Genomic DNA, 14,903 nt, shown 5'->3' with positions numbered 1-14,903 from the left:
CCTACGCGGACAGCCAGGCCCCGCCGCGCATCACCCGGGTCGGCCGCAGCGACTCGTCGGTGATCACCAGGTCGGCGCGGGCACCGGGCTCGAGGCGGCCCGCGTCCAGCCCGACCACCGACGCCGGCCGCAGAGTGGCGGCCTTCATCAGCATGGCCAGGTCGATCCCCGCGGCCGCGTGGCGGCGTACCTGGTCCAGGAGGCGCGAGGTGCCGCCGGCGATCGACCCGTTGCCGGTCCCGTCGGCGACTCGGGCGACCCCGGAGCGTACCTCCACGGACAGTGGGCCGAGCTGGTAGTCGCCGTCGTCCATCCCGGCCGCGGCCATCGCGTCTGTGACCAGCACGACCGAGCCGGGCACCATCGACATCACCGCCCGGACCGTCTCGTCGTCGAGGTGTACGCCGTCGGCGATCAGCTCCACGCAGGCGTCGCCGACACCGGCGGCTCCCAGGGATCCGAGCACCGGCCCAGGAGAGCGATGGTGCGCGGGCGGCATCCCGTTGAACAGATGGGTGACCAGCCCGCCCGGTCCGGCCAGGAACGCGCGGGCCTGTGCGGCGGAGGCGGCGGTGTGCCCCAGCGCGACCACGACCCCGGCCGACGTGAGCACCGCGGCGACCTCGTCAGCCCCGGGGAGCTCGGCGGCGAGCGTCATCACCCGCAGCTGCCCACGCGCGGCGGCGATGAGCTCGCGGGTGAGCCCGGGATCCGGCGCCATCAGAAGCTCGGGATCGTGGGCGCCGCGGCAGGAGTGCTCCAGGAACGGCCCCTCCATGTGGATCCCGGCGATCAGCCCGTCCTCCGCGGCGGTGGCCAACACGGATACCACCGACAGCAACCGCTCAGGCGCGTCGGTGACGGTCGAGGCGAGCAGCGTGGTCGTGCCGGCGGCATGGTGGACACCGGCGGCCACGGCGATCTCGTCGGAGGACGTGGAGTGGAAGGAGGCCCCGCCACCGCCGTGGTTGTGGATGTCCACCAGGCCGGGCAGCAGGATCCCGGACGACGAAGGGTCGCCCTCAGCGGCTGCCCGCACGTCGGAGACGACCCCGGCGGACACGGTCACGACGATGTCGTCGAAGCCTCCCGGCCGCGGCACCCGGCCGCGTACCACATGCTCTATATCCATCGCTTGAACCAGATCCTCGTCAGCCATTCCTGCCGGGTGAGCAGCTCGTCGGTGTAGATCGGCCAGAACCAGGCGAAGTTGAGGATCACCAGCACGACGAAGATGCCACCGGCGACAGCACCCCCGACCCGACGCCGACTGGCGACGCCCCCACCCGCCAGTGGCGGCGGCCGGTCCAGCAGCTTGCCCAGACACAGGCACAGGCCGAGGACCAGGAACGGCAGCGCGATGATCATGTAGAAGGAGAAGATCGGCCGCCCGGCGTACTGCAGCCAGGGAAGCCACGTCGACAGCACCCCGACGACGGCGACCCCGAACCTCCAGTCGCGCGCGGCGACCCACATGAACGCCGAGACGATCAGCGCGACGAACGCTCCCCACCACAGCACCGGGGTGCCCAGCAGCAGCACCTGCCGCAGGCACGTCCCCGCCTGCTCGGGACCGTCGCCGTCGGGATCGGTCGAGGGCGACGCCTCGCACATCTCGCCACGCGACTTCGAGCCGGACAGGATCCCGGTGTCGGCGGCGACCCCGACGGGCCGGTTCAGGACGAGCCAGCCGATCGGATGCGAGCCGTAGGTGTGCTCGGCGCACTCCAGGAAGTGGGTGTGGAAGGTGAAGACGTCGCGGTGGTAGTACCACAGCGACCGCAGCGACTGGGTCGCCTCACCGAGCCCGGACGCGTCCGGCTCGGTGGCGGTCGGCCAGCGGTTGTCGTTGAGGTTCTCGGGGACGTACGACTTGTTCTCGCAGTGCCCCTCGCCGGTGTAGCGCGTGTACTGCGTCGCCGAGAGCGCGCCCTCGTAGACGTCGGCGTGGGCCATCCACGGGATCCAGGTCATCACGTAGACCGCGAGCGCGACGCCCACCAGGTGCACGAACGCCGTCGGCCCGTCGGCCACACAGGCACGCAGCCAGGCCAGACGTACGCCGAAGGAGCGCCGCATCCCGGCGGACCAGGCGACATAGAGGAGACCGAAGGCGGCCAGCGGGTAGAGCGCCTCCCACTTCGAGCCGATCGCCAGACCCCAGGCGACGCCCGAGCAGAGCAGCCACGGCCGGAACAGCATGCGCCGCACCGGTCCCCAGGCGCCGGGCTCGGCGAGCTGGGTGGGCGCGAGGGTCGAGAACCGGCGCCGGCACCAGTCGCGGTCCATCACCATCAGGTGCACCGCGAGCAGCAGGAAGAAGGCGACGAAGAGGTCGAGCAGGGCCAGCCGGGAGAGGACGAAGGCGAGCCCGTCGAAGGTGACCAGGATGCCGCCGACGAGACCGAGCAGCATGGACCCGGAGACGCGGCGTACGAACCGGATCGTCAGCAGCACCAGCAGCGAGCCGACCACGACCGAGGCGATCCGCCAGCCGAACGGATCCATACCAAATAGTTTGATACCGATCGAAATGATCCATTTGCCCACGTCGGGGTGGACGATCATCGACGGCCCGTCTGCGAACTGCCCGTCGAGCTGGCCGGCGAGGATGTTCTCGTCGGCACCCTCGACGAAGTTGCGCGCGTAGCCGAACTCCAGCAGCGCCCACGCGTCCTTGGCGTAGTAGGTCTCGTCGAAGGCGAAGACCTTCGGGGTGCCGAGGTGCCACATCCTCAGCAGGAACGCGAGCGCGGTGATGCCGATCGTGGCCAGCCAGCCGGCTCGTGGCGAGCCACTGATGCGGCGCCGGGCGCGCTCCCAGGCGGTCGGGAGGAGGTGACCCGAGGGGGTGCTCGCCAACCCCTCCATGGGCTCGTCGGCCCTGGTCACCGTCGTTGTCACGAAGGCACCTTATAGGCCTGCGACAATATCGGGGTGGTAGTTCCAGACGACGGCGTGCTCGTACTCGCGGCAACCCCCATCGGACGTGTCGAAGATGCCCCACCCCGTTTGGCCTCCGAGCTGGCCACCGCGGACGTCATCGCCGCCGAGGACACCCGCCGCCTGCGTCGGCTGACGACCGATCTCGGGGTCGAGCTCAAGGGCCGCATCGTGTCCTACTTCGAGGGCAACGAGAGTGCGCGTACGCCGGCGCTGCTCGCTGATCTGCTCGACGGCAACCGCGTCCTCCTGGTCACCGACGCGGGCATGCCGTCGGTCTCCGACCCCGGCTATCGGCTGGTCGCGGCGGCGGTCGAGAAGGACGTACGCGTCACCGCGGTGCCCGGGCCATCGGCGGTCCTGACCGCGCTGGCTGTCAGCGGCCTCCCCGTCGACCGGTTCTGCTTCGAGGGCTTCCTGCCGCGCAAGGCCGGCGAGCGCTCCCGCCGCCTCGCGTCGCTGGCGAAGGAGGAGCGCACCATGGTCTTCTTCGAGGCGCCCCACCGCACCGAGGCGGCCCTGGAGGCCATGCGCGAGACCTTTGGCGACACCCGCGCCGCCGCGGTCTGCCGCGAGCTCACCAAGACCCATGAGGAAGTACGCCGCGGCGGCCTCGCCGAGCTGGTGGCCTGGGCTGCCGAGGGCGTGAGAGGTGAGGTCACCATCGTCGTCACCGGCGCCGACCCCTCCGCCGAGATCGGCAGCGACCCCGACAGCCTGCGCGCGGCCGTGGCCGACCTGGAGGGCGAGGGCCGCACCAGGAAAGAGGCGATCGCCGAGGTGGCCAAGCTCGCCGGCGTACCGAAACGCGAGGTCTACGACCTCGTCCACAAGAGCGTGTAGAAGACTGGTGAGCATGAGCTTCGCCCCGGCACCCGAGCCACTGCCCGCACCGGTCGTCGACAACCACACCCACCTCGACATCGTCCGCGGCGAGGAGAGCCTCCCGGTCGCGGAGGCGCTCGCCCAGGCGGCGGCGGTGGGCGTGACCAGGGTGGTCCAGATCGGCTGCGACCTGCCCGGTGCGCGCTGGGCGGTCGATGCGGCCGAGACGTACGACAACATGGTCGCCGGCGTCGCGCTCCACCCCAACGACGCTCCTCGCCAGCCCGACCTCGAGGCGGCGCTCGACGAGATCGAGAAGCTCGCCGGGGCGCACGACAAGGTGCGCGTGGTGGGGGAGACCGGGATGGACTTCTTCCGCACCGACGAGGACGGCCGCGAGACCCAGGCCTACTCGTTCCGGCGTCACATCGACATCGCCAAGCGCCTCGACAAGACCCTGATGATCCACGACCGCGACGCCCACCAGGCGGTGCTCGAGGTGATCGACAGCGTCGGGCCGCCGGAGCGCTGGGTGATGCACTGCTTCTCCGGCGACGCCGAGTTCGCCCGGCAGTGCCTGGACCGCGGGGCCTACCTCTCCTTCGCCGGCACGGTGACGTTCAAGAACGCCCAGTACCTCCGCGACGCCCTCGCCATCACGCCCCAGGACCGCATCCTGGTCGAGACCGACGCCCCCTTCCTGACGCCCCATCCCCACCGCGGCGCGATCAACTCCAGCTACATGATCCCGGCCACGATGCGGGTGATGGCCGCTGTGCGCGGTGACGACCTCGAGACGCTCTGCAACGCCGTCAACACCAACACCGAGACCGCCTTCGGCGGCACCTGGTAAAGCGCGAGCCCCGCTGGTCGAGCCGCCGGAGCCGCTAGGCGGAGGCGTGTCGAGACCAACACATTCGACTGTGTTGGTCTCGACACCGCTCGCTAGGGCTCGCAGGCTCGACCAGCGGGGCTGATCGAGTCAGGTCAGGAGACGCTGATCTTCATGATGCCGGCCTTCTCGTCGGAGGAGAGCACCTCGATCTTCACACCGGAGCCGGCCGTCTTGGTGGAGTGCCGCGGGTTGGCGGGGTTCCAGTAGGCGGTCTCGCTCGAGTCGATGAACGCGGTGACCGACCTGGTGGCGGGAACCGAGAGCGACTCGCGGCTGATGAACGCGCCCGTCTTCGGGTCGAGGAAGTCGTGCTCCAGGTTGAGAGCGTCCTTCCTGTCGACGTCGAAGGTCGAGTCGTACCCCTGCATCCGGTTGCGGGTCAGGGTGCCGTTGGACCACTTCTGAGCGGACACCGTGGAGTCGACGATCAGCGCCTGACCGCCGCCGGGGTGGGCGGAGGTGTTGTTGTCGCTGTACAGACCGTTCTGGTACCAGACCAGCATGCCGTCCTGGTAGCGGTAGTGGTCGACCTTGTCGGGCGCGGAGTTCGCGTAGCCGAAGTTGTACGGGCCGGTCGCCATGGTCTTGTCGTAGCCCTTGTACTGCCGGTTCTCGGCGATGTAGAAGTGCTTGTACGGCAGGGTGTAGGTGCCATCGGTGAGCTCGAAGTACTTGTTCACCGTCCAGCCGTCGAAGGACGAGAAGTCCGTGGTGTAGGCCGAGCCGACGGCCAGGTCGTCGATCGCGAAGCCGTAGTAGTGCAGGCCACCGTCGTTGCTGGTGCGGAAGCGGAGCTTCACGTTCTGACCGGCGTACGCCGACAGATCGGCGGTCAGGTCGGTCCACTCGACCGGGTCCTTGGTCGCGCAGTTGCCGGTGCAGGAGCTGTCCGAGGTGCCGTGGATGCCGTTGTTGTACTCGGCCGAGGACAGGTTCGTCGCCAGCGGCGTCGACCAGGTGGTGCCGCCGTCGGTGGAGGCCTCCAGGAAGGTGAAGTCGTACTCCGCCTCGAGGTCGTACTTCACCTTCGCCGACAGCGTGCCGCCCGCGGGGACGGCGATCGACGGGCTGACGGCGGTGGCGGTACGGTCATCGCCCTTGCCCGAGTAGAGGAACGAGCGCCCGGAGGAACCCTCGCCCGCGTCGTACGTCGCCGCACCGTCGGGCAGGTTGACGATCAGCGCCTGCGGCGTCTTGGCGCCGGTGTCGTGGTACGACGGGCCGAGCGTGAGCTTCTTGGCGGTGCCGGCATCGACGGTGTCGTAGTTCAGCCAGCCGAGGAAGAGCTTTTCCGGGGCGCCCATGTGGTTCGGGGTGGTGCCGATCGCGCCGTCGCCGTGACCCAGCCACGAGCCGGAGCTCATCAGGGTCCAGAAGCCGGTGCCGTTCTCGCCACCGGCGGTGTCGTAGAAGTCCGGCAGACCGAGGTCGTGGCCGAACTCGTGCGCGAAGACGCCCAGACCGCCGTTCTCCGGCTCCGTGGTGTAGTCACGGATCCAGATGTCGGTGTTGCCGATCTGTACGCCGCCGACCTTCGGGAAGTTCGACGGACCCTCGGAGCCGGAGGCGTTCGCGGCCCAGCGGTGCGACCAGATGGCCCACGGGTCGGCGCCGGCCTCCTCGCCCTCGCCGGAGTGGATCGCCTGGAAGTGGTCGATGTAGCCGTCGGCCTCGTTGAAGTTGCCGTCGCCGTCGATGTCATAGCGGTCCCAGATGTCGTAGTCCTTCAGGTAGGACACGATCTCGGCGTCGGTCTTGCCGGCGGCCTTCTGGGAGTCGTACCAGGCGTTGGCGCTGTCCTGGATGAAGTTCTTCATCGAGGACGCGGTCTCGTCGCCGGTCTCGCTCTGGTAGTAGGACGCGGCGTGCGGAAGCTTCACCCAGTCGCTGGTGTCACCCTTGAGGTCGAAGCGGCCGCTCGACATCTCCTTGTAGACGTTGTGGAACGACTCCGCACTCGGGTCCTCGTTGAAGAACATGTTCTGGTAGTGATCCCGCGAGAAGTCGGGCTCCCAGTAGGTGGAGTTGTCGCCCTCCTCCGGGGCCTCGATCTCGTTGTGGAGCGGGCCCGAGGTGTTGTCGGGGAATGCCGGGTTGCCGCCCTCACCGAACTCCACCAGGAAGCTGAGCAGCTGGGACTTCTCGGTCGGCTGGTGCTCGACCCAGCGGGCGTTGTCGCCCTTGCCCAGCTTGACGACCTCACTGCCGTTCTTGGTGACGGTCGACTTCTCACCCGTGACGAGGGCCTCGGCAGCGGCCTGCTTCAGCTCGGTGCGCTTGGTGTGGAGTGCATCTGGCTTGTTGTCGATCTTCTGCTTCACGCTGGCGGAAGCCGGGGTCCTGTTCTCCTCGGCGGCGCTGGCCGTCGAGGGGGAGAGGACAACCGGCGTCACTCCCGCGACCGCAATTGCGGCGAGGGCGCTGAAAACGCGCTTGTTCATCGTTCCTCCGGAGTCTGGTGACATCGCGCACATCTGCCTTCCCGAGAACCGACCGGCACGACGGGCCATCACGACAGAGATGGCTTCGGAGTACAACACCAAGCAACGCAGTTACCTGTAAAGGATTTGTCGCCTATTGGCCAGAGGGCACGATATTTCGTGGCGGGATTACGACATGCAGCCGGATCAACCCGCTTGACCTGCGATTTTGCCGTGATGAATCGCACACTTGTCATTCGCTTTCGGAGGTGGTCACAACGTTTTGTGACGCGCATTTGATCCCGGAATTGCACGCTTGTCATTGCCTGCGGAATGAGCGGCTGACTTGCATTTAACCGACTGGATTTGGTCCGCTGGTCGGCGAAAAGCCGGGATCGGGATAGATCCGGACGGTGTTGGGGGTGGGCCTCAGCGCGCAGATCTCAGATCTCGCAACATCGTTCGCCCGTGCCCGGGGAGCACGAACATCGGAGCATTGTGCCCGTCAGCAGCACCACCTCATGGGTTCGCAACATCGCATCTACTCGTCGCCGTAAGGCCCTGTTGGTCGGCGGACTCGCCGCCGCAGTCGTCGCCACAGGCGGCACCGCGTACGGGGTCAAGTCCTCCCAGACCGACGTCATCCTCTCGGTCGACGGCAAGGCCAAGGACGTCAGCGTCCACGCCGACACCGTCGGCGAGGTCCTCGAGGCGCAAGGCATCGAGATCGGCGCCCGTGACGCGGTCGCCCCGTCGGTCGACACCGAGGTCGAGGACGGCAGCGCCATCAGCGTCCGCTACGCCCGGCAGCTGAGCCTCGAGGTCGACGGCAAGTCCCAGGACCACTGGGTGACCGCCACGACCGTCGGCGGTGCTCTCGCCGAGCTGGGTCGTGACTACGACCGGGCCGAGCTCTCGACCAGCCGCGGCGCCTACATCGGTCGCGACGGGATGTCGCTCGACGTCATCACGCCGAAGACCGTCAAGGTCGCGCTGGCCGGGGAGAAGACCAAGAAGGTCAGCGTGACCGCGCTGACCGTCGGCGACGCGCTCGAAGACCTCGGTGTCGAGCTCGAGCGCCGGGACAAGGTCTCCCCGGCCTCCGACGAGGCCCTGAAGACCGGTCAGAGGATCGTCTTCACCGACTTCTCCGCCAAGATCCGCAAGGTCGCCCGCGAGAAGGTCGAGGCGCCGGTCGAGGAGCGCGAGGACTCCACGATGTACGAAGGCGAGACCGAGGTCGTGGACGAGGGCTCCGACGGACTCCGTTCGGTGACCTACCGCGTCTTCTACAAGAACGGTCAGGCCGTCGCCAAGAAGGTCCTCGAGCAGAACGTGATCGAGGAGGCCGAGCCGCGCATCGTCAAGGTCGGCACCAAGGAGAAGGAGGCCCCTGCGGCCAACTTCGCCGGCGGCAGCACCGTCTGGGACCAGCTCGCGCAGTGCGAGTCCGGTGGCAACTGGGCGATCAACACGGGCAACGGTTACTACGGCGGCCTGCAGTTCAACCTGCAGACCTGGCAGGCCTACGGTGGCTCCGGCTACCCGCACGAGGCCAGCCGTGAGACCCAGATCGCGATCGCGACCAAGGTGCGCGACGCCAACGGTGGCTACGGCTCCTGGCCGCACTGCTCGCAGCAGCTCGGCCTGCCGCAGTAGGGCTGTTTCGGCCTTCGGGCCATAGTCTGTACCCATGACCGACCGCACCCCGCCGCGCCTGTTGGGCCCGGCGGAGGTGCGGTCGCTCGCATCCGAGCTCGATCTGCGCCCTACCAAGCAGCGTGGACAGAACTTCGTCATCGACGCCAACACGGTGCGCCGGATCGTGCGCGAGTCCGGCGTCGGCGCCTCCGACGTCGTCGTGGAGGTCGGCCCCGGCCTCGGGTCGCTCACCCTCGCCATCCTCGAGACCGGCGCACAGGTGACCGCGATCGAGATCGACGAGGTCCTGGCCGAGCGCCTGCCACGGACCATCCAGGAGTACGCCCCCGACCAGGCCGACGCGTTCAGCCTGATCCGCGCCGACGCCCTCCGTGTCGACTCCGTCCCCGGCCCGCCGCCCACGGCCCTGGTCGCCAACCTGCCCTACAACGTCTCGGTCCCGGTCCTGCTGCACCTGATGTCCCTGCTGCCCTCGCTGCGTCACGGGCTGGTCATGGTGCAGGCCGAGGTCGCCGACCGGCTGGCCGCCAAGCCCGGCTCCAAGGTCTACGGCGTCCCCTCGGTCAAGGCCGCCTGGTACGCCGACGTACGCCGCGCCGGAGCGATCGGCCGCAACGTCTTCTGGCCGGCCCCCAACGTCGACTCCGGTCTCGTCTACTGGAGTCACCGCGAGCCGCCGTCGACCGAGGTCTCCCGCGAGGAGGTGTTCGCGGTCGTCGACGCCGCGTTCGCGCAGCGTCGCAAGGCGCTGCGCGGCGTACTCAAGCCGCTGGCCGGCTCTGCCGAGGCGGCCGAGAAGGCGCTCGTCGCGGCCGGCATCGACCCGCTGGCGCGTGGGGAGTCGCTGACCATCGCCGACTTCGTACGCATCACCGAATCGCTTCAAAGGGTTCCCTCATGACGATCACCGTCCGCGTGGCCGCGAAGTTCAACCTGCACCTCGGCGTGGGGCCGGTCCGGGAGGACGGGTTCCACCCGCTGGCGACCGTCTACCACGCGATCGGGCTCTACGACGACGTCACCGTGAGTGAGGCCGACGAGTGGCAGGTCGCGGTCACCGCGGAGGACCACATCGCGCTCGGGGAGGTCCCGACCGGGGACGACAACATCGTCGTGCGGGCCGGCAAGGCTCTCGCCGCCCACCACGGCGTCGACAAGGCGGCGAGGGTCGAGATCCACAAGGGTATCCCGGTCGCCGGCGGCCTCGCCGGTGGTTCGGCCGACGCTGCCGCGACGCTCGTCGCCCTCGACCGGCTGTGGTCGCTGGAGACCTCCGACGAGGATCTGCTGAGCCTGGCGGGGCAGTTGGGCTCCGACGTACCCTTCGCGCTCGTCGGCGCCACCGCCATCGGCGGCGGCCGCGGCGAGATCGTCGAGCCGGTCACCGACAACGGCGCCTGGTGGTGGGTCGCGGTCGGCAACGCGCAGGGGCTCTCCACGCCTTCGGTCTACCGCGCCTTCGACGAGCATGCCGGCGAGATCGGCGACCCGCAGGTTCCCGAGCGCCTCCTCATGGCGCTGGAGAAGGGCGACCCCGATCTCCTCGCCGAGGTGCTCAGCAACGACCTGCAGGCTCCTGCGCTCGCGCTCCGTCCCGACCTCGCCCAGACCTTCGCCGACGGGGAGGAGGCCGGCGCTCTCGCCGTCCAGCTCTCCGGCTCGGGCCCGACGGTCCTGATGCTGTGCCGCGACGCCGCCCACGCCCGTGAGATCGCCGGAGCGATGCAGACCAAGGCCTACGACCGCGTCTGGACCGCTCCCGGCCCGGTCGCCGGCGCCCACGTCGTCACCTACTGACCCGACCCTGCCGAGGCGTCAGGTAGGACGGTCGAGATGTCAGCGTATGACGGCTCGACCGACCTAGCCGACGCCTCGGCCGACGTACGTGACGCCTCGGCGGGAGGTCAGGCGGCGTTGGAGACGACCTCGTCGGAGATCGCGGCGGCGGCGCGGCGCAGGTGCCGGGTGATGCTGGCGGCGTTGAAGCCGGCGGCGCTGCCGGAGACGGATACGGCGGCGATCGCCCGGCCCTCGATCATGATCGGGACCGCGGCGCAGACGATGCCGAGCTGGGCCTCCTCGCGGTCGAAGGCGATGCGCTCGCTGTTGGTGCGGCGGAGCTCGGCGAGGAACTTCGCCGGGTCGCCGTGGGAGTGGCGGGTGCGCCTCACCAGGCCCGACTCCAGCACGGCCGCGATGTGGTTGCGGTCGCTGAAGGAGAGGATCGCCTTGCCGACGGCGGTGCAGGCCGCGGGCGCTCGCCCGCCGACGTACGTGTCGGGCTGGATGCCACCGCGGCCGGTGATCTTCTCCAGGATCACGATGTCGGTGCCCTCGAGGATGGCGAGGTGAACGGTCTTGCCGGTGGCCACGTAGAGCTCGGCCAGATGCGGCATCGCGGTCTCGCGGATGCCTTGTGGTCGGCAGATCTGCACGGCGTTGCCGAGCTCGAAGAGTCGACGTCCGAGCACATAGTGGCGGCCGGTGCGCTCGACGTATCCGCTCTGCTCGAGGTGGCGCAGGAGGCGGAATGCGGTCGACTTGGGTAGGCCCGCGGTGCGTGCGATCTCGCTGACACCGAGCTTCGGGCCGGCTCCGAGAAATGCCTCCAGGATCTGGAGGGCCTTCGTCGCAGACGGGGTCGCCGAGGAGGTCGTCCTCGGGGCACCTTCATGGTCGTGCTGACTAGCCAGGGTGGGGATAGCAGAGACGCTCATGGGGGGATCTCCTTAACTGAGACAGAGGCGCACCACACGGGGGGATCTGGTGGCTCGGACTCTCTGTGACAGCAGTCACTGTAACGATCGTTCCGGAGGTTGTGGCGGAAATGTTGGATAAATCTCATTCCTGACCTGCGGAAATAGATGACACGGCACATATTTCCATACGTTTTCGACCGTTAGCGTCGTAGATCCTCTGTGGATCTACGGTAGTAGGTCAGTGGCTCATCTGTGCATGAATCGGCGTCGCCGTGACCAGTCGCGCCAGCAGTTCCGAGGTCGTGGCCGGTGGCATGTCGGCGCTGTCGAGGGCCTCGGCGAAGAGAAGTCCGTCTGCGATCACTAGCAGTAGCGCGGCCATGTCCTCGGCGTGATCCGCGCCGTCGTCGCCGAGAGCTCCGCGGAACCAGCCGGCGAAGTCGTCGCGCGCCTGGAGGCGTACGGCGAGGAACCGGTCGCGGCCGGGCAGCGGCTCGGGCCGCTTGGGAAGCACCAGCATGAGGCCGATCCGAAGGAACGGGGGAAGGCGACGGAGGCTGGCCACCAAGGGCTTCAGCATCCGAGGGAGCTCGCTCGGCCAGTCGCACTCCGCGCTCGGCGGCTGCCACGAGGACTGAGCGCTGCTCCAAACGCGGTACGAGTCGTCCACCGCCGCCGAGAACAGGTCGTCCTTGTTCGCGAAGTGCCAGTAGACCGAGGAGGCCGGCAGCTCGGCTGCCGCGCAGATCCGGCTGATCGAGGCGCCCTCGTAGCCGCTCTCCGCGGCGACCTCCAGCGCGGCCGCGACGAGCTTCTCGCGGCTGCTGCCCCGGCCCTCGTACGTCGCCGGCGGCAGCTCCACGTCCTCCGGCACGGTCGTCGGGTCCTGCTTCCGGAGGTGGCCCGCGACCTCGGCCAGCCCGTCGGCGAGCCGTTGCCGGAGCGGGTCGAGCTCGGCGTACGCATCGGTCTGGACGTGGATGAAGAGGCCGTCGTGGGCCGCGAGGGTCAGCCGGGCGAGGGTCTCGATGTGGGCAGGCGGAAGGTCGACCGCCTCGGACCACCACAGCTCGAAGCCGGCCAGCGTCTGGGTGCGGATCTGGAGGAAGCGCTGGCGCGGGCCGTCGCCGACCGTCGGCCCGGACTCGAGGGCGAGCATCAGGCCCATCCGCCACCAGTCGGCACTGGCGTCGCGGGTGTCCGAGGTCGTACGCCGGAGGTTGGCCAGCAGCCGTTCGCGCAGGTCGCCCCTGCTGGGCGTCTCCTCCCATCGGGGGACGGCCCGGTGCCAGCGGGTGTAGCCGTGCTCGAGCGCCTCGGCGAGAAGTTGGTCCTTGTTCGGGAAGTGCCAGTAGAGCGAAGACGGCGGGAGACCGGTCGCGCGTCGGACCAGCGCCATCGTCGTCCCGACATAGCCGCGCTCGGCCGCCAACCGGAGCGCCGCTTCGAGGATCATCTGTCGCGAGCCGTGGGGGTGCTCGCGGAGCGTCTTCTCGACCATTGCATGGAGTCTAGGCAGGTCAGCGGCGCTTTGTCCGCCCGGTGTGCCGCTGGATGGCCGCCGCGATGCAGGCTGTCTCACCGCCCTCGGGGACAATGGGAGGCGATATGGCGAACCTCCTCAACCTCGAGCACGTCTCCAAGGCCTACGGCATCCGGCCCCTCCTCTCTGACGTCTCCCTCGGCATCAGCGCGGGGATGAGGGTCGGCATCGTCGGCCGCAACGGTGACGGGAAGACGACGCTGCTGCAGGTGATGACCGGACTGGAGGAGCCCGACTCCGGTCGCGTCTCGCGCCAGCGTGGCCTGCTCGTGGGGTTCCTGCACCAGGGTGACCAGCTCGTCGACTCCCACACCGTCCGCGAGGCGGTGCTCGGTGGTCGCTCGGACCATGAGTGGGCCGCCGTACCCGCGCTGCGCGAGATCGTGGAGCAGCTCCTGGCTGGGATCGATCTCGACCGTTCCGTGATGGGGCTGTCCGGTGGTGAGCGTCGACGCTGCGCGCTGGCCGAGCTGCTGCTCGGGGAGCACGACCTGATCGTGCTCGACGAGCCCACCAACCATCTCGACGTCGAGGCCGTGGCCTGGCTCGCCTCGCACCTGGCGGCGCGTGCCTCCGCCCTCGTCGTGGTCACCCATGACCGCTGGTTCCTCGACGCGGTGTGCCAGTTCACCTGGGAGGTCCACGACGGGGCCGTCGACGCGTACGAGGGCGGCTATGCAGCCTTCGTGCTCGCCAAGGCGGAGCGTCAGCGCCAGGCGGCCGCCTCGGAGGTACGCCGCCAGAACCTGGTCCGCAAGGAGCTGGCCTGGCTGCGCCGCGGTGCCCCGGCACGTACGTCGAAGCCGAAGTTCCGCATCGACGCCGCCAACCAGCTCATCGAGGACGTACCTCCGCCGCGCGACCGCTTCGAGCTGCAGAAGTTCGCGACCCAGCGGCTGGGCAAGGACGTCATCGACGTCGAGGACGTCGACCTGTTCCGCGGTGAGCGGCAGCTGCTGTCGCACGCCACCTGGCGGATCGGCCCGGGCGACCGGATCGGCATCGTCGGCGTCAACGGCGCCGGCAAGACCTCCATGCTGTCCCTGCTGGACGGCTCCCTGGCGCCTGCAGCCGGGAAGGTACGCCACGGCCGCACCATCGCCCTCCAGCACCTGACCCAGCAGCTCGACGACCTCGACCCCGAGGCCCGGGTGCTGCCGACGGTGGAGTCGATCAGGCGGGTCACCAAGACGACGGACGGGCAGGAGCTCTCGGCGACCTCGATGCTCGAGCGCTTCGGCTTCACCGGCGACAAGCTGGTCACCCGCATCGGCGACCTCTCCGGTGGTGAGCGCCGCCGCTTCCAGCTGCTGCGCCTGCTCCTGACCGAGCCGAACGTCCTGCTGCTCGACGAGCCGACCAACGACCTCGACATCGAGACGCTCAACGTCCTCGAGGACTTCCTCGACGCCTGGCCGGGCACGCTGATCGTGGTCTCCCACGACCGCTACTTCCTCGAGCGCGTCACCGACTCCGTCTGGGCGCTCCTGGGCGACGGCCAGATCTCGATGCTGCCGCGGGGTGTCGACGAGTACCTCGAACGCCGCCTGCCGATCCCTGCCGAGGCGTCGGCCCCGCAGGCCGAGGCGTCGCTCGGGTCGGCCGAGACGTCACCGGCGGGCGCGGTGAAGGCCAAGGCCGGCTCAGCCGAGGAACGAGCCGCGAAGAAGGTCATCGCCCGGATCGACAAGCAGCTCGAGCGGATCGGCGAGCAGCAGCAGAAGCTCGAGCTCGCGATGGCCGAGGCCGTCAACGACTACACCCGGCTCGCTGAGCTGAGCGCCGAGCTGGATCAGCTCGCTGCTGAGAAGGACGAGCTCGAGCTGGAGTGGCTCGAGGCGGCCGAAGCGTTGTCCTGAGGTTGTCGAGTCGGCGCAAACTGACGAGATCCATCGCCGAGTCGGCCCGTCATGACC

Annotated in this window: 11 protein-coding genes; 6 read left to right on the top strand and 5 right to left on the bottom strand. The window is 69.0% G+C overall.

Features of this window, described 5'->3' with window-relative positions; all coding sequences use genetic code 11:
- Position 1: 1 nt before the first annotated feature.
- Both ACFVDI_RS23560 and ACFVDI_RS23555 read right to left on the bottom strand, forming a co-directional pair.
- The gene (locus ACFVDI_RS23560) at positions 2 to 1,132 is read right to left on the bottom strand and encodes an N-acetylglucosamine-6-phosphate deacetylase (protein ID WP_378911146.1); all 1,131 of its coding nucleotides are present in this window, start codon (positions 1,130 to 1,132) and stop codon (positions 2 to 4) included.
- Positions 1,123 to 2,904 (bottom strand): dolichyl-phosphate-mannose--protein mannosyltransferase, encoded by a 1,782-nt coding sequence (locus tag ACFVDI_RS23555; RefSeq protein ID WP_378911143.1) that lies wholly within the window; start codon positions 2,902 to 2,904, stop codon positions 1,123 to 1,125. Before ACFVDI_RS23555 ends, ACFVDI_RS23560 begins: the two co-directional genes overlap by 10 nt.
- 33 nt (positions 2,905 to 2,937) lie before the next feature.
- On the opposite strand from ACFVDI_RS23555, the gene rsmI reads away from it, so the two are divergent.
- Together rsmI and ACFVDI_RS23545 are read left to right on the top strand one after the other, a co-directional pair.
- A complete protein-coding gene (rsmI, locus tag ACFVDI_RS23550) occupies positions 2,938 to 3,786 on the top strand; it encodes a 16S rRNA (cytidine(1402)-2'-O)-methyltransferase (RefSeq protein WP_378911141.1) in 849 nt (282 codons plus the stop codon).
- A gap of 13 nt (positions 3,787 to 3,799) precedes the next feature.
- Positions 3,800 to 4,621, top strand: a complete 822-nt coding sequence (locus ACFVDI_RS23545) for a TatD family hydrolase (protein ID WP_378911139.1) — start codon at positions 3,800 to 3,802, stop codon at positions 4,619 to 4,621.
- A gap of 134 nt (positions 4,622 to 4,755) precedes the next feature.
- On the opposite strand, the gene ACFVDI_RS23540 is transcribed toward ACFVDI_RS23545, so the two are convergent.
- The gene (locus tag ACFVDI_RS23540; RefSeq protein WP_378911136.1) at positions 4,756 to 7,104 is read right to left on the bottom strand and encodes an immune inhibitor A domain-containing protein; all 2,349 of its coding nucleotides are present in this window, start codon (positions 7,102 to 7,104) and stop codon (positions 4,756 to 4,758) included.
- 543 nt (positions 7,105 to 7,647) lie between these two features.
- Here ACFVDI_RS23540 and ACFVDI_RS23535 point away from each other — a divergent pair.
- From ACFVDI_RS23535 to ACFVDI_RS23525, 3 genes are read left to right on the top strand one after another with little or no spacing between them, the layout of a single operon-like run.
- Positions 7,648 to 8,742: a ubiquitin-like domain-containing protein gene (locus tag ACFVDI_RS23535; protein WP_378911129.1), complete on the top strand. Its 1,095-nt coding sequence runs from the start codon at positions 7,648 to 7,650 to the stop codon at positions 8,740 to 8,742.
- 34 nt (positions 8,743 to 8,776) lie between these two features.
- On the top strand, positions 8,777 to 9,646 hold the full coding sequence (gene rsmA, locus ACFVDI_RS23530) for a 16S rRNA (adenine(1518)-N(6)/adenine(1519)-N(6))-dimethyltransferase RsmA (RefSeq protein WP_378911126.1): 870 nt from the start codon (positions 8,777 to 8,779) through the stop codon (positions 9,644 to 9,646).
- Positions 9,643 to 10,542 (top strand): 4-(cytidine 5'-diphospho)-2-C-methyl-D-erythritol kinase, encoded by a 900-nt coding sequence (locus ACFVDI_RS23525; RefSeq protein WP_378911121.1) that lies wholly within the window; start codon positions 9,643 to 9,645, stop codon positions 10,540 to 10,542. Before rsmA ends, ACFVDI_RS23525 begins: the two co-directional genes overlap by 4 nt.
- Before the next feature lie 107 nt (positions 10,543 to 10,649).
- Here ACFVDI_RS23525 and ACFVDI_RS23520 read toward each other — a convergent pair whose 3' ends face one another.
- Both ACFVDI_RS23520 and ACFVDI_RS23515 read right to left on the bottom strand, forming a co-directional pair.
- The gene (locus tag ACFVDI_RS23520) at positions 10,650 to 11,462 is read right to left on the bottom strand and encodes an IclR family transcriptional regulator (protein ID WP_378911118.1); all 813 of its coding nucleotides are present in this window, start codon (positions 11,460 to 11,462) and stop codon (positions 10,650 to 10,652) included.
- A gap of 220 nt (positions 11,463 to 11,682) precedes the next feature.
- On the bottom strand, positions 11,683 to 12,945 hold the full coding sequence (locus ACFVDI_RS23515) for a TetR/AcrR family transcriptional regulator (protein WP_378911115.1): 1,263 nt from the start codon (positions 12,943 to 12,945) through the stop codon (positions 11,683 to 11,685).
- A 95-nt stretch (positions 12,946 to 13,040) separates the two neighbouring features.
- On the opposite strand from ACFVDI_RS23515, the gene ACFVDI_RS23510 reads away from it, so the two are divergent.
- On the top strand, positions 13,041 to 14,846 hold the full coding sequence (locus ACFVDI_RS23510; protein WP_378911111.1) for an ABC-F family ATP-binding cassette domain-containing protein: 1,806 nt from the start codon (positions 13,041 to 13,043) through the stop codon (positions 14,844 to 14,846).
- Positions 14,847 to 14,903 lie beyond the last annotated feature (57 nt).

It is taken from the genome of Nocardioides sp. NPDC057767, from assembly GCF_042798275.1.
Lineage (GTDB): Bacteria > Actinomycetota > Actinomycetes > Propionibacteriales > Nocardioidaceae > Nocardioides.
This window is presented reverse-complemented; position numbering and strand designations above follow the sequence as displayed.

Excerpts from the sequence above, each read along its gene's own strand:
- ACFVDI_RS23560 (WP_378911146.1), bottom strand. The coding sequence starts at position 1,132 with ATGGATATAGAGCATGTGGTACGCGGCCGGGTGCCGCGGCCGGGAGGC.
- ACFVDI_RS23545 (WP_378911139.1), top strand. The coding sequence starts at position 3,800 with ATGAGCTTCGCCCCGGCACCCGAGCCACTGCCCGCACCGGTCGTCGAC.
- ACFVDI_RS23540 (WP_378911136.1), bottom strand. The coding sequence starts at position 7,104 with ATGAACAAGCGCGTTTTCAGCGCCCTCGCCGCAATTGCGGTCGCGGGA.
- rsmA (WP_378911126.1), top strand. The coding sequence starts at position 8,777 with ATGACCGACCGCACCCCGCCGCGCCTGTTGGGCCCGGCGGAGGTGCGG.
- ACFVDI_RS23525 (WP_378911121.1), top strand. The coding sequence starts at position 9,643 with ATGACGATCACCGTCCGCGTGGCCGCGAAGTTCAACCTGCACCTCGGC.
- ACFVDI_RS23520 (WP_378911118.1), bottom strand. The coding sequence starts at position 11,462 with ATGAGCGTCTCTGCTATCCCCACCCTGGCTAGTCAGCACGACCATGAA.
- ACFVDI_RS23515 (WP_378911115.1), bottom strand. The coding sequence starts at position 12,945 with ATGGTCGAGAAGACGCTCCGCGAGCACCCCCACGGCTCGCGACAGATG.
- ACFVDI_RS23510 (WP_378911111.1), top strand. The coding sequence starts at position 13,041 with ATGGGAGGCGATATGGCGAACCTCCTCAACCTCGAGCACGTCTCCAAG.